Annotated in this window: 21 protein-coding genes and 1 tRNA gene; 15 read left to right on the top strand and 7 right to left on the bottom strand. The window is 64.9% G+C overall.

The window, feature by feature from the left end; all coding sequences use genetic code 11:
- Positions 1 to 33 precede the first annotated feature (33 nt).
- Positions 34 to 106 (bottom strand) — tRNA-Arg (locus K414_RS0120255).
- Between the two features lie 146 nt (positions 107 to 252).
- On the opposite strand from K414_RS0120255, the gene K414_RS0120250 reads away from it, so the two are divergent.
- Entirely contained in the window at positions 253 to 1,410 is a 1,158-nt protein-coding gene (locus K414_RS0120250; protein ID WP_027497603.1) for an XdhC family protein, read from the top strand.
- Between the two features lie 44 nt (positions 1,411 to 1,454).
- Positions 1,455 to 3,533, top strand: coding sequence for a cytochrome c oxidase assembly protein (locus K414_RS0120245; protein WP_027497602.1), 2,079 nt, complete (start codon positions 1,455 to 1,457; stop codon positions 3,531 to 3,533).
- A gap of 7 nt (positions 3,534 to 3,540) precedes the next feature.
- Here K414_RS0120245 and K414_RS0120240 read toward each other — a convergent pair whose 3' ends face one another.
- Positions 3,541 to 3,966: a MarR family transcriptional regulator gene (locus tag K414_RS0120240; protein ID WP_027497601.1), complete on the bottom strand. Its 426-nt coding sequence runs from the start codon at positions 3,964 to 3,966 to the stop codon at positions 3,541 to 3,543.
- Between the two features lie 82 nt (positions 3,967 to 4,048).
- Between K414_RS0120240 and K414_RS0120235 the strand changes: the two genes are divergently transcribed.
- From K414_RS0120235 to K414_RS0120200, 8 genes are all read left to right on the top strand, one after another.
- Positions 4,049 to 5,845, top strand: coding sequence for an ABC transporter ATP-binding protein (locus tag K414_RS0120235; RefSeq protein WP_051365185.1), 1,797 nt, complete (start codon positions 4,049 to 4,051; stop codon positions 5,843 to 5,845).
- A 47-nt stretch (positions 5,846 to 5,892) separates the two neighbouring features.
- Positions 5,893 to 6,552 carry a YigZ family protein gene (locus K414_RS0120230; RefSeq protein ID WP_051365184.1) on the top strand — a complete coding sequence of 220 codons (660 nt, stop codon included), beginning with the start codon at positions 5,893 to 5,895 and terminating at the stop codon, positions 6,550 to 6,552.
- Positions 6,553 to 6,717: 165 nt separating this feature from the next.
- Positions 6,718 to 7,206, top strand: coding sequence for a single-stranded DNA-binding protein (gene ssb, locus K414_RS0120225; protein ID WP_027497598.1), 489 nt, complete (start codon positions 6,718 to 6,720; stop codon positions 7,204 to 7,206).
- Between the two features lie 125 nt (positions 7,207 to 7,331).
- A complete protein-coding gene (ettA, locus tag K414_RS0120220; RefSeq protein WP_027497597.1) occupies positions 7,332 to 9,011 on the top strand; it encodes an energy-dependent translational throttle protein EttA in 1,680 nt (559 codons plus the stop codon).
- 1 nt (position 9,012) lies between these two features.
- On the top strand, positions 9,013 to 9,429 hold the full coding sequence (locus K414_RS0120215; protein ID WP_027497596.1) for a thioesterase family protein: 417 nt from the start codon (positions 9,013 to 9,015) through the stop codon (positions 9,427 to 9,429).
- 135 nt (positions 9,430 to 9,564) lie between these two features.
- Positions 9,565 to 14,397, top strand: coding sequence for an NAD-glutamate dehydrogenase (locus K414_RS0120210; protein ID WP_027497595.1), 4,833 nt, complete (start codon positions 9,565 to 9,567; stop codon positions 14,395 to 14,397).
- Between the two features lie 42 nt (positions 14,398 to 14,439).
- Positions 14,440 to 14,904: a thioesterase family protein gene (locus K414_RS0120205; RefSeq protein ID WP_045841282.1), complete on the top strand. Its 465-nt coding sequence runs from the start codon at positions 14,440 to 14,442 to the stop codon at positions 14,902 to 14,904.
- On the top strand, positions 14,897 to 15,586 hold the full coding sequence (locus K414_RS0120200) for a hypothetical protein (protein WP_027497593.1): 690 nt from the start codon (positions 14,897 to 14,899) through the stop codon (positions 15,584 to 15,586). Before K414_RS0120205 ends, K414_RS0120200 begins: the two co-directional genes overlap by 8 nt.
- A 41-nt stretch (positions 15,587 to 15,627) precedes the next feature.
- Here the strand turns inward: K414_RS0120200 and K414_RS0120195 are convergent, their stop codons facing one another.
- Positions 15,628 to 17,211: a glycoside hydrolase family 13 protein gene (locus tag K414_RS0120195; protein ID WP_027497592.1), complete on the bottom strand. Its 1,584-nt coding sequence runs from the start codon at positions 17,209 to 17,211 to the stop codon at positions 15,628 to 15,630.
- A 213-nt stretch (positions 17,212 to 17,424) separates the two neighbouring features.
- On the opposite strand from K414_RS0120195, the gene K414_RS0120190 reads away from it, so the two are divergent.
- Positions 17,425 to 17,886: a cupin domain-containing protein gene (locus tag K414_RS0120190; RefSeq protein ID WP_027497591.1), complete on the top strand. Its 462-nt coding sequence runs from the start codon at positions 17,425 to 17,427 to the stop codon at positions 17,884 to 17,886.
- A 78-nt stretch (positions 17,887 to 17,964) separates the two neighbouring features.
- Here K414_RS0120190 and K414_RS0120185 read toward each other — a convergent pair whose 3' ends face one another.
- Both K414_RS0120185 and K414_RS0120180 read right to left on the bottom strand, forming a co-directional pair.
- Positions 17,965 to 18,360, bottom strand: coding sequence for a globin (locus K414_RS0120185; RefSeq protein WP_027497590.1), 396 nt, complete (start codon positions 18,358 to 18,360; stop codon positions 17,965 to 17,967).
- A 50-nt stretch (positions 18,361 to 18,410) separates the two neighbouring features.
- Complete coding sequence (locus tag K414_RS0120180) at positions 18,411 to 19,370, bottom strand: mechanosensitive ion channel family protein (RefSeq protein WP_045841372.1); 960 nt, start codon at positions 19,368 to 19,370, stop codon at positions 18,411 to 18,413.
- Between the two features lie 231 nt (positions 19,371 to 19,601).
- On the opposite strand from K414_RS0120180, the gene K414_RS0120175 reads away from it, so the two are divergent.
- The 3 genes from K414_RS0120175 to K414_RS0120165 all read left to right on the top strand — a co-directional run bounded on the left by K414_RS0120175 (position 19,602) and on the right by K414_RS0120165 (position 21,063).
- Positions 19,602 to 20,264: an HNH endonuclease gene (locus K414_RS0120175; RefSeq protein ID WP_174557300.1), complete on the top strand. Its 663-nt coding sequence runs from the start codon at positions 19,602 to 19,604 to the stop codon at positions 20,262 to 20,264.
- 81 nt (positions 20,265 to 20,345) lie between these two features.
- Positions 20,346 to 20,597 (top strand): hypothetical protein, encoded by a 252-nt coding sequence (locus K414_RS0120170; RefSeq protein ID WP_027497587.1) that lies wholly within the window; start codon positions 20,346 to 20,348, stop codon positions 20,595 to 20,597.
- The gene (locus K414_RS0120165; RefSeq protein ID WP_027497586.1) at positions 20,584 to 21,063 is read left to right on the top strand and encodes a DUF5130 family protein; all 480 of its coding nucleotides are present in this window, start codon (positions 20,584 to 20,586) and stop codon (positions 21,061 to 21,063) included. Before K414_RS0120170 ends, K414_RS0120165 begins: the two co-directional genes overlap by 14 nt.
- A 117-nt stretch (positions 21,064 to 21,180) precedes the next feature.
- On the opposite strand, the gene pepN is transcribed toward K414_RS0120165, so the two are convergent.
- Positions 21,181 to 23,754 (bottom strand): aminopeptidase N, encoded by a 2,574-nt coding sequence (gene pepN, locus K414_RS0120160; protein ID WP_027497585.1) that lies wholly within the window; start codon positions 23,752 to 23,754, stop codon positions 21,181 to 21,183.
- 157 nt (positions 23,755 to 23,911) lie between these two features.
- Here pepN and K414_RS0120155 point away from each other — a divergent pair, with 157 nt between their 5' ends.
- The gene (locus tag K414_RS0120155) at positions 23,912 to 24,529 is read left to right on the top strand and encodes a DsbA family protein (RefSeq protein ID WP_027497584.1); all 618 of its coding nucleotides are present in this window, start codon (positions 23,912 to 23,914) and stop codon (positions 24,527 to 24,529) included.
- Positions 24,530 to 24,624: 95 nt separating this feature from the next.
- Here K414_RS0120155 and K414_RS0120150 read toward each other — a convergent pair whose 3' ends face one another.
- Positions 24,625 to 25,284: a DUF429 domain-containing protein gene (locus K414_RS0120150; RefSeq protein WP_051365398.1), complete on the bottom strand. Its 660-nt coding sequence runs from the start codon at positions 25,282 to 25,284 to the stop codon at positions 24,625 to 24,627.
- Positions 25,285 to 25,295: the final 11 nt, after the last annotated feature.

The following is a 25,295-nucleotide window of genomic DNA, read 5'->3' as shown; positions in this document are numbered from 1 at the left end:
GCGAGTCGGCCAGCGTTCGCGCTGGTCAGAGGGTGCCCCCGGCAGGATTCGAACCTGCGACCAAGGGATTAGAAGGCCCTTGCTCTATCCCCTGAGCTACGGAGGCTGGCACGCGCGGACAGGCCCGCTCGAGCACGGTTGACGAGTGTACCTTTCCGCCTACGGCGATCACACCGGCATGGGTTGAGGGAGCAGTGCAGGGGGAAGCCTGTGATGTCGTAGACGTTCCGGCCGGCACCCGAAGGAGGTTCGATGCACGACATTCTGGACGAGCTGCTGCACGCCTGGCAGACCGGCGACGCGGCCGCGGTGGCAACGGTCGTGCAGACATTCGACTCCGCGCCGCGTCCTGTGGGTGCGTCGATGATGGTCGGCCAGGACGGTGCGGTCGCCGGTTCGGTGTCCGGCGGCTGCGTCGAGGGTGCCGTGTACGAGTCGGCGCAGGACGTGATGCAGTCCGGTACCCCGATACTCACTCGATACGGGGTGTCGGACGACGACGCATTCGCAGTCGGGCTCACGTGTGGGGGAACGCTGGATGTGTTCGTGCAGGCGGTGTCGAAGCACACCTTTCCCGAGTTCGGTGACGTCGTGGCGAACGTGCGCCGCAACGTCCCGGTTGCAGTGGCCACCGTGATCGCTCATGCCGACGCAACACGGGTCGGTCGGAGAGCAGTTCTGACGGAGTCGGGTATTCGCGGTTCCCTCGGCAGCTCGCGGGCGGACGCCGCCATTGCCGACGACGCGAAAGGGCTACTTGCAGCGGGACGTTCGACTGTTCTGACGTACGGAACCGACGGCCAGCGCCGCGGTCGGGGAATGCAGGTGTTCGTGTCCAGTCATGCGCCGTCGCCGAGAATGCTCGTGTTCGGTGCCATCGACTTCGCTGCGGCGGTTGCGCAGCAGGGTGCCTTTCTGGGCTACCGCGTCACCGTCTGCGACGCCCGATCCGTGTTTGCGACCCCGCAGCGCTTTCCCGCTGCCGAGCAGGTGGTGGTCGCGTGGCCGCACGACTACCTGAACCAACAGTGGGCGGCGGGGGAGTTGGACGAGAGGACCATGGTCTGTGTGTTGACTCACGACCCGAAGTTCGATGTGCCACTGCTCGAAGTGGCGTTGCGGATTCCGGCCCTGGCGTTCGTCGGAGCGATGGGCTCGCGGCGAACCCATGACGACCGCATCGCCCGGTTACGGGCGGCAGGAGTGACCGAGACCGAACTCGCGCGATTGTCGAGCCCGATCGGACTCGACCTGGGTGCACGCACGCCGCAGGAGACCGCGGTGTCCATTGCGGCGGAGATCATCGCCCAGAGATGGGGCGGGAGCGGCACGCCTCTCCGGCAGCAGCACGGACGCATCCACCACGACTCGCTGGACGCCGAGGACGGGGCAAAGTACGACGCTGTGTAGGACTCGCGTTTCGAGTACTGCCGAACACCTCTTACTCTGGTGGAATGGCCACACCGGATCTCGACAAGACCGACCCGTCGCACGCCGGGGACTCCACCGGCGATGTGCGGTCGGACGAGGGTGCGGGCAGTGCAGATCCCCGCTCGACAACCACGTCGGTGTTCGTCACTGCCGGCGTCATCGCCGGTGTCGTCGCTGCCCTGATCGTCATGCTGTCCGCGTCGGACGCGTTGGTCCTGCTCGGTATCCCTGATCCCGGCCCGGCCACCACCTACGGACTGCCCGCCCTGCGTGCGATCGGTGAGATCGCAGCGGTCATCGCTGTCGGCTCGTTCCTGCTGGCGGCGTTCCTGGTTCCGCCGCAGAAGAACGGCGTGCTCGACGTGGACGGCTACCGGGCGGTTCGCACCGGCTCGGTCGCATCCATCGTCTGGGCCGTATGTGCGCTTCTCCTCGTGCCGTTGACGCTGTCCGACACCTCCGGCCAGCCGTTCGCCGAGGCCGTGAAGCCGGCGAATCTGTGGATCGCGCTGGATCAGGTGGAGATCGCCAGTGCATGGCGTTGGACGGCCATCATGGCCGTCGTCGTCGCCATTGCATCGAGGACGGTACTGCGGTGGTCCTGGACGCCTGCGCTGCTCGGATTCTCGCTGGCCACCCTGCTGCCCATTGCGCTCAGTGGTCATTCCTCGGCGGGCGGATCGCACGACATCGCGACCAACTCGCTGATCCTGCACCTCGGTGCCGCGTCGTTGTGGGCGGGCGGGCTGTTCGCACTGCTTGCACATGTCCGCAGACGCGGAGCGCACACCGACGTCGCTGCTCGGCGGTTCTCCACGATCGCCGGCGTCTGCTTCGTCGTCATGGGCATCAGCGGAGTCATCAACGCCCTGGTTCGGGTGTCCCTCGCCGACCTGTTCACCACGACGTACGGCCTGCTGATCGTGGGCAAGATTCTCGCGTTGATCGTGCTCGGCGGATTCGGCTGGATGCAGCGGCGCCGCGCTCTGCCCGCACTGATCGCCGATCCCACCGCCCGTGGACCGCTGCTCCGGTTCGCCGGGGCCGAGGTGCTCGTTCTCGCCGCGACCGTCGGTCTGGCCGTCGGCCTCGGGCGAACACCACCGCCCGCCGAGATCGACCCGAACCTGACGCCGACCGAGGCCGCGCTCGGATACGACCTCAGCGGACCGCCGACGTTCGCCCGTATGGCTTTCGACTGGCGCTTCGACCTGATCTTCGGCACCGCCGCGATCGTCCTGGCCGTGGTGTATCTGATCGGGGTCCGTCGGCTGCGACTGCGCGGCGACGCGTGGCCCGTCGGTCGCACCGTCGCCTGGGTCCTGGGCTGCCTCACACTGCTGATCAGTACGTCTTCGGGCATCGGACGGTATTCCACGGCAGTGTTCAGCGTGCACATGACCGGACACATGATGCTGTCGATGCTCGCGCCGGTTCTGCTCGCGCTCGGCGGTGCACTGACGTTGGCGTTGCGTGTCCTGCCCGCAGCAGGCAAGGACGGCGTCCCGGGGATGCGCGAGTGGTTGCTGATGGGCCTGCACAGTCGACTGTCGCAGTTCGTCACCCACCCGCTCGTCGCGGCGCTGATCTTCGTGGGCGGCTTCTACGTGCTCTACCTCGGCGGAATCTTCGGGGCCGTACTGGACAGTCACGGAGCTCATCTGTTGATGAACCTGCACTTCGTGCTCAGCGGATACCTGTTCTACTGGACGGTCATCGGCGTCGATCCGTCTCCGCGCAAGATTGCTCCGGTCACCAAACTCGCCGTGGTGTTCGGCTCACTGCCGTTCCATGCGTTCTTCGGTGTGGCGCTGATGAGCATGAACACCGTCATGGGTGCCTGGTTCTACCGCACGCTCGGCCTCGACTGGAACTCCGACCTGCTGGGGGACCAGAAGCTCGGTGGCGGCATCGCGTGGGCAACCGGCGAGGTGCCTCTCGTGCTGGTCATGCTCGCACTGCTGATTCAGTGGTCCCGCAGCGACGATCGCGACGCCAGGCGCGGTGACAGAGCCGCCGAGCGTGACCACGACGCCGACTTGGCCGCGCACAACGCGATGTTCGCCGAGCTGGCCCGTCGTGATCGGGACGGCAGGCAGTAGCTTCTCGTCAGTCGCTGTCGGCGATCTTGTGCAGAAGCCGGTCGAGTTCGGTGCGTTCGGCCGGCTCGAGGCCGTCGAACATGTCCGCGGACACCTGACGTCGTGCCTCGTCGACGCGGTCGAGCAGGGCGCGGCCGGCGTCGGTCAGCTCGACCAGGACAGCGCGTCGATCACTCGGGTCCGGCGCTCGCGTCACCAGTTCTGCCGCTTCGAGCGAGTCGACGATGTCGGTGGCCGATCGCGCGACGATGCGGAGGTGCTCGGCCAGATCACGCAATCGGACCGATTCTCGTTCGCGCGCCAAGACGTGCATGGCCCTGCTCTGCGACGGGTTGAGTCCGAACGGTTCCAGCGCAGTCATGTGGCTTCGCCGAATTCTTCGGGCAACGGCCATGAACGAATCGCTCAGGTTGGGCGAGTGTCCGGTGTCCATACGACGGATCATAGCGAGGCTTGCTCACAACCTCATAGTGAGGTAACCTCTGCATATTACTTCAGCTACCACGGAGGTCTACTTGGAAAGCCGTCCCGAACGCGTACCACTCGCTTCCGATCCAGCGCCCGTCCGACGAGTCCTGGCTCTGTTCACGCCCTACCGGCGCAAGATCGCTGTCGTCAGCGCGATCATCGTGGCCAGCGCCATCATTGCGCTCGCCTCTCCTCTACTTCTTCGCGAACTCCTCGATCATGCAATTCCCGACCGCGACGTCACGCTCGTCAGCCTCATCGCGGTCGGCATGATCGCTGTTGCAGTCGCCACCAACACCCTCGGCGTGGTGCAGACCTGGATGTCCAACGGCGTCGGTCAGCAACTCATGCACGATCTGCGCGTGCAGGTCTATTCGCACCTGCAGAGACAGTCCCTCGGATTCTTCGCGCGAACGCGCACCGGTGAGGTGCAATCGCGTATCGCGAACGACATCGGCGGCATGCAATCCGTCGTCACCAACACCGCGACGTCCATCGCGCAGAACGCCACGACGGTCGCAGCGACCGTGGTCGCGCTCTTCCTGCTCGATTGGAAGCTCGCCACGTTCTCCCTGATCATCCTGCCGATCTTCGTGCGAGTCGCTCGCCGTATCGGCGACGAGCGTCGCAAGATCTCGACCAAGCGGCAGAAATTGCTCAGCGATCTGTCCGTCCAGATCGAGGAATCACTGTCCGTCAGTGGAATTCTTCTGGGCAAGACCACCGGTTCCGCCCAGGCGTTGACCGACAAATTCGCCGACCGATCGCACGAGGTGGCCGGTGTCGAACTGGCCGCGATGATGGCGGGCAAGTGGCGGATGGCGACTATTCAGATCAGCTTCGCCGTGATGCCCGCTCTGGTGTACTGGTTCGCCGGCATCACCATCGGTCAGGGGAGTGCGTTGACGATCGGCACCCTGGTCGCGTTCACCGCATTGCAGACCCAATTGTTCCGGCCCACCATGCAATTGCTCAACACCGGCGTCGAAGTACAGGCATCCTTGGCGTTGTTCGGCAGAGTCTTCGAGTATCTCGACCTGCCCATCGATGTCGCCGAACCCGAGCACCCGGTCACACTCTTGCGAGAGAGCGTGCGCGGCGATGTAGCTTTCCGCGGCGTCGACTTCACCTATGCCGCCGCAACTGTCCCGACGCTGTGCAACATCGATCTCGACGTACCGGCCGGGAGCACGCTCGCGCTCGTCGGCGCAACCGGATCGGGCAAGACCACGCTGGGATACCTCGTTGCCCGCCTGCATGATCCGACAGCCGGCTCGGTGACCATCGACGGTGTCGACTTGCGGCACCTGGCGTCGGAGAACATTGCCGACCTGGTGGGCGTCGTCTCTCAGGAGACCTACCTGTTCCACGCCACCATCAGGGAGAACCTGCGGTTCGCCAAACCTGACGCCACCGACGACGAGATCGTGGCTGCCGCTCGGACGGCCCAGATTCACGACTTCATCGACGGCCTCGACGACGGTTACGACACGATGGTCGGTGAGCGCGGCTACCGATTCTCCGGCGGTGAGAAGCAGCGCATCGCAATCGCCCGAACTGTCCTGCGCAACCCGCCGATTCTGGTGCTCGACGAGGCGACGAGCGCCCTGGACAATCGCACCGAACGCGCAGTGCAGACAGCGCTCGACGGTTTGATGCACGGGCGTACCACCATTCTGATCGCCCATCGCCTGTCCACCGTGCGAGCAGCAGACGCCATCGCGGTACTCGATCACGGCATCGTGCGCGAGGTCGGAAGCCACGAGGCTCTGCTCGCCGAAGACGGTATGTACGCCCAATTGGTCCGTGCCGCAGACGATGTCGTGGACAGCGTTGCTGCATGAGCGGGGTTGCTGCATGAGCAGGGTTGTTGCATGAGCTGGGCTGCCGCGTGAGCGAGCTTCGAACGATCGCCGGCCGGGTTGTGTGCGAGACCGAGGTCAAGAGATCGCGGTTCGTCACCGTGGTGGACAGGGCGAGCGCCGAGGCCGACGCTCGCGCGGTCATCGCAGCGGCGCGGAAAGCGGATCCGACTGCCGGACATCACTGTTCGGCATTCATCGTCGAATCCTCGGCTGCAGGCATCGTTGTCGTCCACGAAGACTTGACCCACCGCATCGAGCGATCCAACGACGACGGCGAACCCAGCGGCACGGCAGGAACGCCCATGCTCGAGGTGTTGCGCGGTCATGGGCTGACCAACGTGGTCGCGGTGGTCGGCAGATATTTCGGCGGCACCAAGCTCGGTACCGGCGGATTGGCCCGTGCGTACGGCGGTGCGGTCACCGAGGCACTTGCCCAGGCTCGGTTTCTCACCCGAGAGCGACGCGACGTGCTGACCCTCGAACTCGACCACGCCGAGGTGGGACGCGTCGAATCGGAGCTACGCGGACACGGGGCGTCGGTGCTCGATACCGCCTACGACGCTCGAGCCGTGCTCACCGTCGCCGTCGCAGACGCCGATTCGACTGCAGCGCTGGTGGCGTCGCTCACCGCCGGACGGGTGGTGCCGGCTCTCGGTGGGCACGTCTACGTAGAGACCGCCGAGTAGCACACCGGTCCGACACGAGTGGCGTCATGACCAGCCGACCCTGGACGTTCATCCACAGGCTCAGCGGTTGTCCACATTTCGCGAACACGTCCGTCACGGGCGGCTCCGGCGTAGCAGTGTCGATCTCGATCGCAATCACGCGACATCTATCGAGAGGAAGACACCATGTACGAAGCTCAGTGCGCTGTTGTGGGCACCGTCATCACCAATCCCGTCAAGCGCTCCACGCCCACCGGCGACGAGGTCCTCAGCTTCCGGATGGCGAGCAACGCCCGCCGGCAGGACCGCAACACCGGTGAATGGACCGACGGCGGCACCCTCTATCTCACGGTCACGTGCTGGCGTCGACTCGTGCGCGGCGTCGGCGCATCGTTGATGAAGGGCGATCCGATCATCGCCTACGGACAGCTGCGCACCAACGAATACACCAATCGCGACGGCGTCGAACGATCCGACCTCGAGATGCGGGCCAGCGCCGTCGGGCCGGACCTCGCGCGCTGCAACGTGGCAATCCAGCGGACCAGGACGGTCGCGCCCGAAGTACCTGCAGACGAGGCACTCACCGACGACGATCGGGGTGCCGCCGAACCACCGGAGGACGAGCCGGATCACGATCGAATCGGTGACGACGTCCGCGAGGCGGTACCCGCCTGACGGCCCGCCGACGTCCGTCGTCCCCGGTGGATGCAACCCGCGCACGACCGCGGACGACGGATGTGGGCTCGGCGCGGACTCGGTCGATGGTGTTCCGACGCGGCCGCACCGATAAGCTGGGCGGCATGGCTGAATTCATTTACACCATGAAGAAGGTGCGCAAGGCGCACGGCGACAAAGTCATCCTCGACGACGTGACGATGAGCTTCTACCCGGGAGCGAAGATCGGCGTCGTCGGCCCGAACGGCGCCGGTAAGTCGAGCATCCTCAAGATCATGGCGGGAATCGATCAGCCCGGAAACGGTGAGGCGTTCCTCGCTCCCGGTGCCTCGGTCGGCATTCTCATGCAGGAGCCGATTCTCGACGACACCAAGACCGTTCGCGAGAACGTCGAGGACGGCCTCGGCGAGACGATGGTCCAGCTCAAGCGCTACAACGAGATCGCCGAGCTGATGGCAACCGACTACTCCGACGAGCTCATGGAAGAGATGGGCGAGTTGCAGGAAAAGCTCGACCACGCCGACGCCTGGGAGATCGACTCGCAGCTCGAACAGGCGATGGACGCGCTGCGCTGCCCGCCGCCCGAGTCCCCGGTCACCAACCTCTCCGGTGGTGAGAAGCGTCGCGTCGCCCTGTGCAAGCTGCTGCTCAGCAAGCCCGACCTGTTGCTGCTCGACGAGCCGACCAACCACCTCGACGCCGAGAGTGTGCTGTGGCTCGAGCAGCACTTGGCCGCCTACGCCGGTGCCATTCTCGCCGTGACTCACGACCGGTACTTCCTCGACCACGTCGCGCAGTGGATCGCCGAGGTCGACCGCGGACATCTGTACCCGTACGAGGGCAACTACTCGACGTACCTGGAGAAGAAGGCCGAGCGCCTCGAGGTCTCGGGCAAGAAGGACCAGAAGCTGCAGAAGCGGCTCAAGGACGAACTCGCCTGGGTTCGCTCCGGCGCCAAGGCTCGCCAGGCCAAGAGCAAGTCTCGTCTGGCTCGCTACGACGAGATGGTGGCCGAGGCCGAGAAGACCAGGAAGCTCGACTTCGACGAGATCCAGATCCCCAACCCGCCGCGTCTGGGCGACGTCGTGGTCGAGGTCAAGAGCCTGGACAAGGGCTTCGACGGCCGCGTGCTGATCAAGGATCTGTCGTTCACGTTGCCGCGCAACGGAATCGTCGGCGTCATCGGACCCAACGGTGTCGGTAAGACGACACTGTTCAAGACCATCGTCGGACTCGAGGAGCCGGACGGCGGCGAGGTGAAGATCGGGCAGACCGTCAAGCTCAGCTACGTCGACCAGAACCGCTCGGGCATCGACTCGAAGAAGACGGTCTGGGAAACGGTCTCCGACGGCCTGGACTTCATCACCGTGGGCAACTCGGAATTCCCGTCGCGCGCGTACATCAGCTCGTTCGGATTCAAGGGCCACGATCAGCAGAAGCCCGCCGGAGTTCTCTCCGGCGGTGAGCGCAACCGTCTGAACCTGGCGATGACGCTCAAGCAGGGCGGTAACCTGATCCTGCTCGACGAGCCGACCAACGACCTCGACGTCGAGACACTCGGATCGCTCGAGAACGCGCTCGAGGAATTCCCCGGTTGCGCTGTGGTCATCTCGCACGACCGGTGGTTCCTGGACCGCACCTGCACCCACATCCTGGCGTGGGAAGGCGGCTTCGGAGACAACGAGGCTGCCTGGTACTGGTACGAGGGCAACTTCGAGGGCTACGAGGCCAACAAGGTCGAGCGGCTCGGCCCCGACGCGGCGCGTCCCCACCGCGTCACGCACCGGAAGCTGACCCGAGACTGACATGTCGGCACAGACCTTCACCTGCACACTTCAGGTGCGGTGGGGTGATTCCGACCGCCTCGGGCACGTCAACAACACCCGGTTCGTCGAGTACCTCCAGGAAGGTCGCGTTCAGTTTCTGAACGCGGTCCTGGGGGGCTCGAAAGGTCGCGGCGCGGTGGTGGTTCGTACGTTGACCACCAACTTCCTGCACCCGATCCTGGACGACTCCGGCCCGCTGGTGATCGAGCTGTGGATCACTCGTATCGGAACCACCTCGTACGGCGTCCGGCACGTCGTCACCGATCGAAACGGAACGGTGTGTGCAGACGCGGAGGCACTGATGGTGGCCTTCGACCTCGACACCTCCTCGTCCAGGCCGCTGCGCGAACACGAACGAACTGCACTGAGCGAGTATCTCCACAGCGATTCGTCGTGACTGCCGGATCGGCCTGACGCGCTGGTTCCCGAGATCTCTGCGGTTGCGGGGTCACCCGCACTAGGGTCGAGGGGTCATCGACGACCGGCGATCGGCGGGCGTCGGGAAATCCTCACGAGGGAGTACTCGAAAACAATGTCACGCTCGCTTGACCTGACCGACGACGACTGGGCCGACGGGCTCGACGACAGGCTTGTGGCCGAGTTGGCGACATTGCGTACGGAGTATTTCGAGCACACCGACGCCACTGCGGTCGCAGTGTCCGCGCATACCCCCGACATCACCACTTTTCGGCGGCACGTTCGGCTCGCCGCAGAGCGGCTGCCGGGGACGGCGAATGTGGCGGTCCACCGACCGAACGAGTCTGCAGCACAGCAGGTAGCGGGAAGCTACCTACAAATCGTCACCGACGACATGCCGTTGCTGGTCGAATCGATCATGTCGCTGCTCTCGCGTCTCGGCATCGAATACACCGACGTGGTTCATCCCATCCTCACCGTCGATCGGAACGCAGAAGGAGTGCTCGTCGGGCTGAGCTCGGCCGGCATCGCCGAATCCTGGATACACGTGCAGCTGCACCCGTCCACCTCCGACGATGCCGTCGCGCAGTTGGAAGAGGAGACGAGTCGAGTACTCGCCGATGTGCGTCAGGTCGTCGGCGACACCGACGAGATGCGTCGCGTGCAGGCTGCCGTGGCCGATCGGTTGGACGGTGTCGCCGCGACGTCCGGCGACACCGACTCCGAACCAGCCGTCGCACACCGGGATGCGGCTGCCTTGCTGCGTTGGCTGGGCGACGGCCATTACACCTTGCTGGGTTACCGCAGATACACGATCGACGGTAGCGACGGTGACCGAACCGCAACGGGTGTGGAATCGAGCAGCCTGGGTGTGCTGCGCGATGCCGGTCAACATGGAGACGGACCCGAACCGGTCGGTGAGCGCGACCTGGTTGCTCTGACGCAGGGTCCGAACCCCGCCACGGTTCATCGTGCTGTCTACCCCTATTTCGTCAGTGTGATCGACGCCGACGACTCCGCCGAGCATCGATTCGTCGGTGTCTTCACCGTCACCGCGCTGCACGAGAACGTCCTCGACATTCCGGTGATCGAGCGTCGAGTGCGGTCGGTGATCGCCAAGGCCGGCCATGATCTCGGGTCCTTCTCCGGCCAGGCCATGCTCGAGGTGCTGCAGTCGATGCCGCGGTCGGAACTGTTCGCGACCTCTGCTTCGTGGCTGTTCGAAACGGCGAGTGCTGTTCTGGCGCTGGGTCGCCGGCGCAAGGTCAAGCTGTTCGTGCGACCCGATGCGAGTGGGTCCTTCGTCAGTGCTCTGGTGTACCTGCCGCGAGATCGCTACACCACTCGCGTCCGACTCGCGATCCAGGACCGACTGCTCCGAGAGCTCGGTGGCACCTCGCTCGACTACACCGCACGCGTCACCGAATCGGATCTCGCGCTGCTGCACGTGACGGTGCGCCGCGCACCGGGCACCGTCTCTCCCCACCTGTCCGCCGACGACATCACCCGGATCGAAGCGGCGCTGACCGAGACCACCCGGACGTGGGAGGACTCGTTGGGTGACGCCGTGTCCCTCGACCGAGCCGTCGACCCGGCGCGCATTCAGCGCTACACCGAGGCTTTTCCCGAGGCGTACAAGCAGGACTTCAGTCCGGCCAGGGCCGTCACGGACATTGCCCGCCTCGAAGCACTCGGCGACGAAGCGATCGACATGCAGCTCTACCGAAACGAGCGTTCGGCCGTGGGGAGTTGGCGCTTCTCGCTGTACATCGGCGGTGCGGGCGTATCACTGTCCCAGGTGTTGCCCATTCTGCAGAGTCTCGGTGTGGAGGTCGACGACGAGCGGCCGTACCCGGTGGTGCGTCCGGACGGAATGTCTTGCTGGATCTACGATTTCGGTCTCTCTGCCTCGCGTGAGATGTTGCGCTCGGCCATCGACGGGGACCTCGACGCCGAGCTGTCCGAGGCAGGCACGGCCGATCGCGAGAGCCGGGTCCAGCACCGATTCACCGACGCATTCGCGGCGGTGTGGAGCGGCGCGGCAGAAGCGGATCGTTTCAACGAACTGGTGATGCGTGCAGGTCTGCACTGGCGGCAGGCCGTGGTGTTGCGTGCCTACGCGAAGTACCTGCGGCAGGCGGGTTTTCCCTACAGTCAGTTCAACATCGAGGGCGTCCTCCTGGCGCATCCGCGCACCGCTCGGCTGCTCGTCGGACTGTTCGAGGCGCAGTTCGACCCCGAGACCAGTGCCGAAGCGGACGCGCAGGCCATCGGAACTCAGCTCGGCGAGCTGATCGACGAGGTCGTCAGTCTCGATGCCGACCGCATTCTGCGCAGCATGTTCGAGCTCATTCGGGCGACGTTGCGCACCAACCACTTCGTGGTGGGATCCGACGGTGCACATCGCCCGTACCTCTCGCTCAAGTTCGACCCGCAATCCATCGCGGAGCTACCCAAACCGAAGCCCACGTTCGAGATCTTCGTGTACTCCCCGCGCGTCGAGGGGGTGCATCTGAGGTTCGGTGCGGTGGCCCGAGGCGGGTTGCGCTGGTCCGATCGACGGGAGGACTTCCGGACGGAGATTCTCGGGCTCGCCAAGGCTCAGATGGTCAAGAACGCAGTCATCGTGCCCGTCGGGGCCAAGGGAGGATTCGTCGTCAAGCGTCCTCCGGTGACCACCGGTGAAGCCGACCGAGATCGACAGGCGTACGCCGAGGAAGGCAAAGCCTGCTACCGACTGTTCATCGCCGGGTTGCTCGACATCACCGACAATCTCGACCGCGCCACCGGGTCGGTATCGGTACCTACCGGGGTGGTGCGCCGCGACGGAGACGACACCTACCTCGTCGTCGCGGCGGACAAGGGCACCGCGACCTTCTCCGACATGGCCAACGGCATCGCTGCCGAGTACGGATTCTGGCTCGGTGACGCGTTCGCGTCCGGTGGATCCGCCGGATACGACCACAAAGCCATGGGAATCACCGCCAAGGGTGCGTGGGAGAGCGTCAAGCGGCACTTCCGTGAGCTCGGGATCGACACTCAGAGCCAGGATTTCACGGTCGTCGGCGTCGGCGACATGAGCGGAGACGTATTCGGTAACGGCATGCTGCTGAGCCGACACATTCGCTTGCTCGCGGCGTTCGACCACCGGCACATCTTTCTCGACCCCGATCCCGATCGGGAGTCGTCGTTCGCCGAGCGGGAGCGCTTGTTCGCCCTGCCGCGGTCGTCGTGGGCGGACTACGACACCTCGCTCATCAGTGCCGGCGGAGGGGTGTGGGAGCGGACCCGCAAATCCGTACCCATCAGCGCCGCAGCACGTTCGGCCCTCGGGTTGGACGAATCGGTTGCTGCACTGTCACCACCCGAGTTGGTGAACGCGATCCTGAAGGCCCCCGCCGATCTGTTGTGGAACGGCGGAATCGGCACCTACATCAAGGCATCCAGTGAGAGCAACGCCGAAGTCGGCGACAAGGCCAACGATGCAGTGCGGGTCGACGGCGTGGATGTGCGGGCGGCCGTGGTGGGGGAGGGCGGAAACCTCGGTGCCACCGCACTGGGCAGGATCGAGTACGCCGCAGCCGGCGGCAAGATCAACACCGACGCCGTCGACAACTCGGCGGGCGTCGACTGCTCCGATCACGAAGTCAACATCAAGATCCTGCTCGAGACTGCCATCACCAACGGAAACCTGGCGCGCGAAGACCGCGATGAGCTGCTTGCGTCCATGACCGACGAGGTCGGGCGATTGGTGTTGTGGGACAACATCATGCAAAACGAGTTGCTCGGTACGTCCAGATTCGACGCACCACATCTGGTGACAGTGCACAGCCGGGTGATCGAGGATCTGGAGACGCGTCGAGGGCTCGACCGGGAGCTCGAGGCTCTGCCCACCGAGGCCGATCTCCGTCGTCGCAAGCAAGACGGGCGTGGACTGACGTCGCCGGAACTCGCGACGTTGATGGCGCACGTGAAATTGGCACTGGAAGCGGATTTGCTCGACAGCGAGCTTCCCGACAGCGACGTCTTCGCCCCCCGGCTACCCAAGTATTTCCCCGAGCCACTGCGGGATCCGTATGCAGATGCCATCAAGGCGCATCCGCTACGGCGTCAACTGGTGGCGACGACGCTCGCCAACGAGGCCATCGACTGTGGCGGAATCACCTACCCGTATCGGTTGACCGAGGACTCCGGTGCCGCAGGCACCGACGCCATCCGCGCATTCGCCGCGGCCACCGAAATCTTCGGCCTCGACGAGGTGTGGGATTCGATTCGCGCGGCAGACGTACCCACCGCAGTGTCGGCCGAGCTGCTGCTCGAATCGCGTCGCATGCTCGATCGAGTATCCCGGTGGCTGTTGGCCAATCGGCCGCAGCCGCTGGCGGTCGGGGCCGAGATCAGTCGCTATGCCGGGCAGGTTCGCGCTCTGCAGCCGCGGGTCGCGTCGTGGATCTCCGGTCACCAGGCGGTCGATTTGGACCGGCGTTCGGGGGCCGCGATGGAACGAGGTGCTCCGGGCGAGCTGGCACGTCGGATCTACGGCTTGCTCGACGTGTATTGCCTGCTCGACATCATCGATATCGCCGACATCGTCGACCGGGACGGGGCGGAGGTGGCCGAGCTCTACTTCGCGCTCGACGCGCACATCGGCATCGACTGGTTGCTCACCGCGGTCTCGAAGCTTGCCCGCGGCGATCGATGGCATTCGTTGGCGCGCTTGGCTCTTCGTGACGATCTGTACGCCTCCCTTCGCGGAATCACCAAGGCCGTGTTGGCCGCGGGCGAACCCGACGAGTCGGTCACGGAGAAGATCGCCGAATGGGAATCGACCAATTCGTCGCGGTTGGCCCGCTCGCGTGCAGCGCTCACCGAGATCGCCGAGACGGGGACGCTGGACCTGGCGACACTCTCGGTTGCCGCCCGGCAGGTGAGAAACATGGTTCCCTGACAGCATGGAACTTTCGTTCGATCGAGAAGAGGTAGTGACCGCGTGAGTGTGCCCGACGACCATCTGTCCGACAAACGACCCGCCACCGAGCGGGTGGGCTTTCACGCCGCTGTGGATGTGCGGTGGTCGGATATGGATGTGTATCAACACATCAACCACGCGCGAATGGTGACGTTGCTCGAAGAGGCGCGGATCCCGTGGCTGCTGGTGGACGGCAGGCCGACTGCGAATCTGCGTCACGGTGCCGTCATTGCCGATCTGCACGTGAAGTATCGCGGGCAGCTGCGACACGAGGACGGACCCCTCGACGTCTTCATGTGGATCGATGCGGTCCGCGCGGTGGACTTCGTCGTGGGGTACGAGGTGCGGGCACGCGGGGCGTCGCTGGATACGCCGGCAGCGGTGGTGGCGTCGACGCAGATCGCGGCGTTCGACATCGATGCGCAGCGACTGCGTCGGCTCACTCCCGCCGAGCGCGAGTTCCTGGTGAGTTGGCAGCGTGTATGAGCGCGTTCTGACCGTTCCCGATGCGGTCGAGCGGGAGAACCTCCAGACGTTCTGCAGCAGGGCATTGCGCTTGGACGAGGCTGCTGTCGTTCGGTTGCGCACTCGGGCCGGCGGGGGCGTGTCGTGTTGGGCGGCAACCGGGTTCGATGCGCTCGCCGCGCGCGTGATTGCGGGAACCATCGTGCCCGACGACACCAGTGCGGGTGCCGATGTGTTGGTGTCCGCTCTGCAGAACGCGGACGACGGCGTGATCGACCCGGGTTTCTCGATGGACTCCGCGTGGCGTGGCACCCTTCCTCCCGACAGCGGATTCGAGCATCTCGACGACGTCCCCGCGCGGGTGCTCATCGGACTCGCACAGCGCGGTGCCGCACTGGCGAAGGAACACGGCAGCAGTCACGGGCCGCCGAGCTCGTTGCTCGAACAGCAGGTGTTGCACGTGACCGGTGACGGCGACGACGTCTCGGTCACCATGCGCACCGTATTCGCCTTGACCGCAATGGGTTTCGTGCCGCACGACGGTAACGATCCGTTGACGATCGACGTCGACCCGGAGAGGATCGCCGCCGCAGAGGTGGTACGAGTACGCGCCACCAAGGTGTGGTTGCGCCTCGATGCCAGGTTCGGGTCGGTGTTCGTTCGCCGCCCGGGCCAACAGTTGTCGCTCACCGTCGAACGCTGAGCGTGGCCGGTCGGCCGGTTCGGACGAGCCGGCCGGCCGGCTCAGACGAGCCAGGCGGCCGCGTTCGCGGGAAGCATCCCGTCGACCAGCGGAGTGCTGGTCAGCAACACTTCGCCGGGTGGGAGTGGGATCGACTCGTCGGAGGCGTTGAGGGCGCAGATCAAGCCCCCGCGGCGCCGGAAGGCCAGGCACCCGGGAGGGGCACCGTACCAATCGATTCCGCCGCCGGTGAACTCCGGCCGCAGGGTGCGCAATTCGAACGCCGTGCGGTACAGGCTGAGCATCGAATCGACCTCTTCGAGCTGCGCCTCGGCGGTCAGCCCCTTCCACTCCGGCGGCATCGGCAACCAGGTGCGATCGGTGGTGGAGAACCCGAACGGAGGGGCATCACCCTCCCACGGCATGGGGACTCGGCAGCCGTCGCGTCCGCGCTCGGTGTGCCCGGACCGCTCCCACACCGGGTCCTGCAGGGCGCTGTCGGGCAGCTGCACGTTCGGTAGCCCGAGCTCGGCACCGTTGTAGACGAAAATTGTTCCAGGAAGGGCCAATTCGACGAGAATCATGGCCCGGGCCCGGTGGTAGCCCAGGTCTCCGTCGCCGTATCTGGTGACCTCGCGTTCGACGTCGTGGTTCGACAGTGTCCACGTCGGGGTGCCGCCGACCAGTTCGACGGCCGCGAGCGAGTTGGAGATCGCATCGCGGATGGTCTCGGCGTCGAAATCGACACTGGCCAAGCGGAAGTTGAAGCCCAGGTGCAGCTCGTCGGGGCGGATGTATTCGGAGAACCGGACGTTGTCCTGGACCCAGATCTCGCCGACCGTCACCGCGTGGGGGTATTCGTTCATGACGGCTCTGATGCGGCGGTGCAGTTCGTGGACTCGGGGGTTGTTGAACCGGGGATCGTCGTCGTCGTTCTTCATCAGTGCGTTGAACTCGAGGCTCATGTCGGCCAGCTCGGCAGGTTTTGCCATGCCGTGGGCGACGTCGAGTCGAAATCCGTCGACGCCTCGGTCCAGCCAGAACCGAAGTGTGCGCGCGAAGTCGTCGAAGACCTCGGGGTTGTCCCAGTTCAGATCCGGTTGTTCGGGCGCGAAGATGTGCAGGTACCACTGACCGGGGGAGCCGTCCTTCTCGTCGACTCGCGTCCAGGCGGGACCCCCGAAGATGCTCGGCCAGTTGTTCGGCGGCCGCGAACCGTCGTCGCCGAGCCCGTCTCGAAAGATGTAGCGCGCTCGCTCGGCGCTGCCACGAGGGGCGTTCAGAGCCGCCTGGAACCACCGGTGTTCGTTACTGGTGTGATTGGGCACCAGATCCATCGTGACCTTGATGTCGCGGGCGTGAGCGTCGTCGAGCAACGCGTCGAAGATCTCGAGACTGCCGAACATGGGGTCGATGTCGCGGGGGTCGGAAACGTCGTAGCCGTGATCGGCCATGGGCGACCGCGTGATCGGTCCGATCCAGATGGCGTCGATACCGAGCAATTCGAGGTAGCCGAGTTTGTCTCTGATGCCGTCGAGATCACCGATTCCGTCACCGTCCGCATCTGCGAACGACCGGGGATAGATCTGGTAGAAGACGGCGTCCTGCCACCACGACAACTCGGTGCTTTCGATCGGATCGGTCACAACTGGCAATAGTGCCAAACGAATGGGCTGCGAACGATTCGAGGGCGCTGGGGTGCACCCGGCACCCTGCACTGGCGGTCGATCGGAAGGTAAAGAATTGTGCTCATTCACATGACCGACACGTATCCCCACGTTTGGAAAGTGTTGTATGTTCTGCAACGTAAAACGTGCAGCGGCCGGTGCCGCGCCCGACGGTGAGGACGCGACGACACCATGAGAACCTCGACCATAGAAGCCGTGCGGCTGGAAGATGTTTCGCTCTCCGACAGTCCCATCGAACCCACGTGGATCCTCGAAGGAAACCCGCGGGCTCGCGTCGCGGAGTGGTCCAGGAGTACCGACGGCACCACGACCACCAATGTGTGGGATTGCACGGCCGGACGCTTTCGGTGGTACTTCGCGGTCGACGAGATCGTCCACATCATGGACGGGTCGGTCGTGGTGTCCAGCGAAGATCACGCGCCCCGGACTCTGGTCCCCGGCGACGCGGCGTTGTTCCGCGCCGGCACCTGGTCGGAATGGCGCGTCGACAACTACGTGCGTAAGCACGCCATCTTGCGGCAGCACCTGCCCGCGCCGCTGAGCTTCGTGCTCGGGGTAGCCGGCTCGCTCCGCCGACGGCTCGGCCGCCTCAGAGGTGGCGCAGCGGGCCCTCGGCGAGGCGCATCGCTGTAGTTCGTGACGCTGTAGTTCGTGACGCTGTAGTACGTGACGCTGTAGTACGTGACGCTGTAGTACGTGACGCCGTAGCTCTCAGATTGCCGAGTTCATCATCGAATTGGCGGCCATCTCCATGTAGTCGACGAGTTGCGTTCGGTGCGCAGAATCCAGGACGGCCGGGTCGATCGAGGCGATCGCGATGTGCATGCATCGAAGCCAGGCGTCACGTTCGAGCGGCCCGATCCGAAACGGGTTGTGACGCATCCGCAATCGTGGATGACCACGTTCGTCGGAGTACGTACGAGGCCCGCCCCAGTACTGCTCGAGGAACATTCGCATCCGCCGTTCGGCCGGTGCCAGGTCCTCCTCTGGATACAGGGGCCGCACGATCTCGTCCTTGGCCACTTCCTCGTAGAACTTCGCCGTGAGCAACCGGAACGTCTCCGCACCGCCGACCGCGTCGTAGAACGTCTGCTGCGGTTCGGTCATCACACTCTCTCTGTTCGTTCCTCGTCGGCGTCGGTCACGCTCATTGTCCCTCAGCTGCTGCTCTCGACTGCAACCCCACCCGGACGGCCCAGCGCATACGGGGCTTTGATACCGGCATCGTCGAACGACTGCAGGATGTCGCGGTGGAGGCGACGCTGCACCGCCCATTGGCGGCCGGGTCGGGTCTTGATCGTGATCCGGATGGTCACGGTATCGGCGCTGACGGCATTGACGCCGAGCATCTCCGGGGGTTCGAGGATGTCACTGTCGAAGTCGCCGGAGTCCACGACCTCGTTGGTGGTTCTCTCGGCCACCGCGCAGGCCTCGTCGATGTTGGCCGTGTGGGAGACGGGGAGGTCGAGGACAGCTACCGCGAACCCTTGGCTCATGTTGCCCACCCGCAGAACTTCACCGTTTCGGCAGTACCACACGGTGCCGTTGACATCTCTGATCGTGGTGACGCGCAATCCCACGCTTTCGACCGTGCCGATCGCCTCACCGAGATCGACGACGTCGCCGACCCCGTACTGATCCTCGAGAAGCATGAAGATTCCGGACAGGAAGTCGCGGACGAGGTTCTGCGCACCGAAACCGAGGGCGACACCGACGATCCCCGCCGACGCGATGAACGGGGCGACGTTCACACCCACGACATCGAGCACCGACAGCACGAACCAGGTCAGGATCATGACCGACACCGCAGATCGGAGTACCGAACCGATCGTGTTGGCCCGCTGTCTGCGCCGTTCGTTGAGTATCTCGCCCTTCACCGTTCCCGAGGACCGGTCGCGTAACGGCCGGAGAAGTGCAGGTGATCGGCCGGCGTCGTGTCGAGTGAAGCGGTCGATCATTCGGTGCAACACGAGCCTGAGCACGATCGCCAGAACCAGATAGCCGAGGATCTGCAACGGACGGTCGACCAGCCAGTCGCGTCCGGTGTCGGTCAGTTCGAATGCTCGGGTGTCGAGCTCTCGCAGCAGCGAAGGTTCGGGTAACGGCGATACGGACAGAAGGGTTGATACAGCCACCCGAAAAGTCTACGGAGACACAGAAATCTTGCCAGTCGCGCAGCGCATAGCGGTATCGATCCTCGAACTCGCCGATCGGAAACCGGAATGTTCACCGATCGGCAACAGAAAATGCGCAGAAAAAGGCTGTGCGCGGGCGGTGTATTCGTGTTCCACTGTGAACCGTGTTCCACGCAAGCCATGCGCGGGCGCCGACACTCCCTGGAGTAATGCATGAAGAACTCTCAACACCGCCACCGACAACTCCCGCCCACTGAGGGCCGCACCACGCACGACCAGCGTGAGACGGCCTCGGGGGCTTCTCCGCTGCGCGTGGTGCCGACGGCCCACAACGCCACGGGCGACGACGCCGTCCCGGCGTGGGTCAAGCGCCGTGTGCTGCTCCTCAACGCAACTTTCGAACCACTGACCGCGCTTCCGATGCGCCGGGCGGTGGTTCTTCTCGTTTGCGGCAAGGCCGACGTGATCCACGACGATCCGGAGGGGCCGTTCATCCGGTCGGCCGATTACTCCGTCCAGGTGCCGTCGGTGATTCGATTGCGGACGTTCGTCCGAGTTCCCTATCGAGCGCGGGTGCCGATGACGCGCGCGGCACTGATGCATCGCGACAGATTCCGCTGCGCCTATTGCGGCAGCAAGGCCGAGACCGTCGATCACGTCGTGCCTCGCAGCCGCGGCGGCGGCCACTCGTGGGAGAACTGCGTGGCGTGCTGCGCCTCCTGCAATCACCGCAAGGCGGACAAGCTGCTCAGTGAGATCGGGTGGACGTTGCGAGCCCAGCTCGTGCCGCCGAAGGGCCCGCACTGGCGTCTGCTGGCGACCACCAAGGAGTTGGACCCGAGCTGGTTGGCGTACCTCGGCGAAGGTGCTGCCTGACTGTCGGCCGTTGGCTCTTTTCGGTCACAACACCGGCCCCGACGTGGTCCGACGGGCAATTGTCGACTAACGTCACACCCCGTGAGCATTTTGGAGACCACGCTGATATTCGGGGTGATTCCGGTTGCGGTGATCGGAATCGTCGGCGCGCTGTCCTACTTGACCGACAAGCAGCCGGGGATGGACGTCGCTCCGTACCGGCTGACGGACGAGTGGACGCGCGAGCCATTGCTGTGGAGCGCTACGGACGAGGTGACTCCGTTCGGAGGCCACGGATCGCACGACGCGGACACAGCCGATTCGATCGGAGGTGCTGCAAGTGGCAAGTGGTGAGCTGGTACGTGGCGGTCACGTCCGAGAAGAGGACCTGCCGTTCGGGGCTGCGCTGACGGCGAGTGGTCGCGTATCGGTGGCACACGAGTTCGGCACGCCGAGCCCGGAGCACCTGCCTTTCGCGACGCAGGATCTGGTCGCGCTCGACGACGCACTGAGCGAGGCGACCCGGAAGACGAAGATTCGGTTCAACATCTACGTCGGTGACCTGGGAGTCGATCCGGCTGCGGGAGCGGATTCGGTCTTTCCCGGCACCCCCGATGCGATTCGTTCGGTTCTGATCGCTGTCGACCCCAACCGGCACGCGCTCGAGATCCGCACCGGAAAGCGGGTCTCGAACCGTGCTACCGATCGGGTTGCTCAGCTCGGCGTCACCGCTGCGCTCGGCCCGTTCCGCGACGGCAACCTCATCGACGGTCTCGTGACCTCGGTCCGCGTGATGGCGGCATCCATCCTCGCGCCGTAGCTCGTCGCGCTCCATCCCCGTAGTTCTCGGCCGGCGGTCCCGGCGACGACGAGGGCCGGTTGCATCTCACCTTCGCGGGTGAGTCGCAACCGGCCCTCGTCGTGTGTGTACCTGTGATCAGCCGGCGTCGTATGCCCGGGCCGCGAGTGCCCGAACGACTCCGGCGCGGCCTTCGATCACCAGTCGGCGCAGAGCGGGTGGAAGGTCGCCATCGAGGAACCTGTCTGCTGCGGCCAACGACTGCTCGCTGATCGACCACGAGGGGTAGAGGCCCACCACGACGGTCTGTGCGACTTCACTCGATCGACGAGCCCACACGCCGTCGATCGCCTCGAAGTAGCGGTCGACGTACGGCTCGAGCAGTTCGCCTTGGCCGGGGCCCGCGAAACCACCGATGATCGACCGCGCCGTGATGTTCGGAACCGCGTCGTCGTCGACGACGGTCGTCCATGCCCGCTCCTTCACCTCGGCACTGGGACGCGCAGCTCGTGCAGCGGCAGCCGACCGCGCTCCGGCGGCGGTGTTGTCCTTCTCGGCTTCGGCATCGATGACCGGCGAGTCGAGCCCGTCGGCATCGATGGCTCCAGCCGCTGCAAGAGCGGTGACGATGCGCCACCGCAGATCCGTATCGATGTCGAGTCCGGCCAAGGACTGCCCCTGGGCGTCACCGTCCAGGAGAGCGCGCAATACCTCGACATTGCGCTCGCTGAGTTCGGTACCGGTCAGAGCATTGACGAACGCCAACTGATGATCCGAGCCCGACTCGGCACCGCGGGCCAGCTCGAGCACTGCGTCGGCGAACTCCGGGACTCCGTGTTCTGCCGCCCACGCCGGATCGGCGTAGCTGGTGACAGCCGTCTGCGCCTGGAGCAGAAGACGTTGCACCACACCCACTTCGGTCTCGCTACCGATTCCGCGCTGGACCAGAGCCACGAAGTCGCGTGCCTTCATCTCGGCGGACCGAGTCATTTCCCATGCGGCCGACCAGGCGAGAGTGCGGGGGAGCGACTCGGCGATGTCGCCGATCCGATCGACGAGAACACCGAGCGAATCCGGATCGAGCCGCACTGCGCAATACGTCAGGTCGTCGTCGTTGACCAGCACGAGCTTGCCGCGCGATACACCTACGAGCGCTTCGACATTCGTCGATTCGGCAGCATCGAGGTCCAGCTCGACGCGGTCGGTACGCACCAACTTGCCGTCGACGTCGTCGTAGATGCCGATTGCGATGCGGTGTACGCGATGCTCGCCCGCGCCCGGTGCTGCGCCGGTCTGCGACACTGCGAACCGGGTGAACCTGCCCTCCGAGTCGACGTCGAAATCGGGGCTCAGAGTATTCAGGCCGGTGGTCCGCAGCCACTGCGCACCCCAATCGGAGAGATCGCGACCCGATGACTTCTCCAGTGCCGCAAGCAGATCCGAGAACGTTGCGTTGGCGAAGGCGTGATCGACGAAGTAGGCCCGCAACCCGGCCAGGAAGTCTTCCTTACCGACGTACGCAACCAGCTGCTTGAGCACGCTGGCACCCTTGGCGTACGTGATGCCGTCGAAGTTGACCTCCACGGCGGCCAGATCGGGGATGTCCGCGGCGATGGGGTGCGTCGAGGGCAGCTGGTCCTGTCGGTATGCCCAGGCCTTCTCGACGTTGGCGAACGTCGTCCACGCGTTGGTGTACTCGGTCGCCTCGGACTGGCACAACACGGAGGCGAACGTCGCGAACGACTCGTTGAGCCACAGGTCGTCCCACCACGTCATCGTCACCAGATCGCCGAACCACATGTGCGCCATCTCGTGCAGCACGGTCTCGGCGCGTCGCTCGTAGGAGTACCGCGTCACCTTGGACCGGAAGACGTAATCCTCGAGGAACGTGACGGCCCCGGCGTTCTCCATGGCTCCGGCGTTGAATTCGGGCACGAACAGCTGGTCGTACTTGCCGAACGCATACGGGGTGCCGAAGTTCTCGTGGTAGAAACCGAAACCCTGCTTCGTCTCGGTGAACAGTCGCTCGGCATCCATGTGTTCGGCAAGCGATGCGCGGCAGTAGATTCCGAGAGGGATGGTGCCGTGATCGTCGGTGTACGAATCGGTCCACTCGGCGTAGGGACCGGCGATCAGAGCAACCAGGTATGTGCTCATCAGCGGAGTCGTATCGAACACGTGCTCACCTGCGGCCGGCTCGGCGCCGTGCGCTGCGTTGGAGATGACGGTCCAGCTCTCGGGAGCGGTGACCTTCAGATCGAACGTGGCCTTGAGATCGGGTTGATCGAAGCACGCGAACATGCGCTTGGCGTCCGCAGTCTCGAACTGCGAGTACAGGTACACCGAACCGTCCGACGGATCGACGAAACGGTGCAGGCCTTCGCCGGTGTGCGAGTAGACGCAGTCGGCATCGACCACGAGCTCGTTGTGTTCGGCGAGATCGACCAGAGCCAGCCCCGTCGACTCGTCGTAGTTCGTCGTGTCGAGCGCTGTGCCGTTGAGCGTCGCCGACCGGATGGTGCCTGCGACGATGTCCACGAAAGTCGACGCTCCGGCGGTCGCGGCGAACGTGATGGTGGTGAGCGAGCGGAACGTCTTCTCGCCGGGATTGCCCTCGCCGTCGGTGAGATCGAGAACGATCGCGTACTTCGTTTCCCCGATGATCGCCGAGCGCTCGGAGGCTTGGTCACGCGTCAGGTTGGGAGCAACCACTTCAGTCGACACCTCTTCGTGTAGTTATGGGTAGTGCCGTCCATCCCATCACGTCCGCCGTGTCGCGCGCTGGCTGACGGGTCGCGTGGAATGTCCGCGCGGTGGCCGGGTGTTACGACATGAAGAGACAGCGACATCGACTTTCGAGGAGCAGACAGTGGCCGGTTCAGGACAGAAAGACACCGCTGATTTTTGGTTCGACCCGCTGTGCCCATGGTGCTGGATCACCTCACGTTGGATTCTCGAGGTCCAGCAGGTGCGCGACATAGACGTCAATTTCCACGTCATGAGCTTGGCCGTCCTCAACGAGGGCCGCGACCTGCCCGAGGAGTACGCCGCGATGATGAAGAAGGCGTGGGGTCCGGTGCGGGTGGCGATCGCCGCGGCGAAGAGCAACGGCGACCAGATCCTCGCGCCGCTGTACGCGGCCATGGGCACGCGAATCCACAACGAGGGCAACAAGGATTTCGACGTCGTCATCCGAGAGTCCTTGGCCGAACTCGACTTGCCCGCCGATCTCGCCTCGGCAGCCGAGAGCACCGATTACGACGAGGACCTGCGCACCAGCCACCACGCAGGAATGGACAAGGTCGGCCCCGATGTGGGCACTCCCACCATTCACGTCAACGGCGTGGCGTTCTTCGGCCCTGTGCTCTCGCGGATTCCACGCGGTGAAGAGGCAGGAAAGTTGTGGGACGCGTCGGTGATCTTCGCGGCGTACCCGCACTTCTACGAGCTCAAGCGCACCCGCAACGAGGACCCGCAGTTCGACTGATCGCGAGACCCTCGTGCGTGGAAACTCGTAGCAGGAGCCGAACTTTCACGCACGAGGGGCCAGTCCACGCACGAGGGGCTAGTTCGCGCACGGGGTCAGGCGACGATTCGATCCGAGCCGCTGTCGGTGCCGAACGTCAGATGCTCGCCGAAATGGAAGCGCCTGGCCGACCACGCCGCTGCGGCGGCATCGAGGACGTCGTCGACGAGCGGCCCGTTCGGCAGGTCGTCCAGATCGAGATCCCCGGTCCATCGGGTCAGTGCCGCCAACCGTTGCCCGACGCCTCGGCCGGTCTTCTTCGATGCGTAGACCGTGGTCGGTGACATCGCCCTGAACGAGCATTCGGGATGCACTTCGACGTACCGTTCCGGATCGAAGTCCGAATCTCGCCACGCCCGGACCTCGGGCAGGATGTGCCACGTTTGTTTACTGATCGCCTTGCCGGTCCTCGACCGCGAGATCGAGCACGCCTGTTCGTACGACACCGCGCCCAGAACATCCGCGACCGGAGTGTGGAAGATCGAACTGCGCGCCGTCCCCAGGAACTTCTTCGCCTCCAGTTCGCTGACGCGATAACCGTCCACAGGTAGCGACAGCGGCATGTCGACGCCCACTCGCGCGCAGTCTCGGGTGTGCTCCAACACGTCGGAGACGGAGGAGCAGGCCGTCCACGTCACTCTCGTGCCGTCGAACACTGCGACCACCCACGCACCCTTCGCGCCGTCGACACCGGCGAATTTCTCGGCTCGTGACATCACCTGTCAGA

It is taken from the genome of Rhodococcus sp. JG-3 (assembly GCF_000482405.1).
Classification (GTDB): Bacteria; Actinomycetota; Actinomycetes; order Mycobacteriales; family Mycobacteriaceae; genus Rhodococcoides; species Rhodococcoides fascians.
Note: the sequence above shows the minus strand (reverse complement) of the source record. Positions and strands in the feature narration are given on the sequence as shown.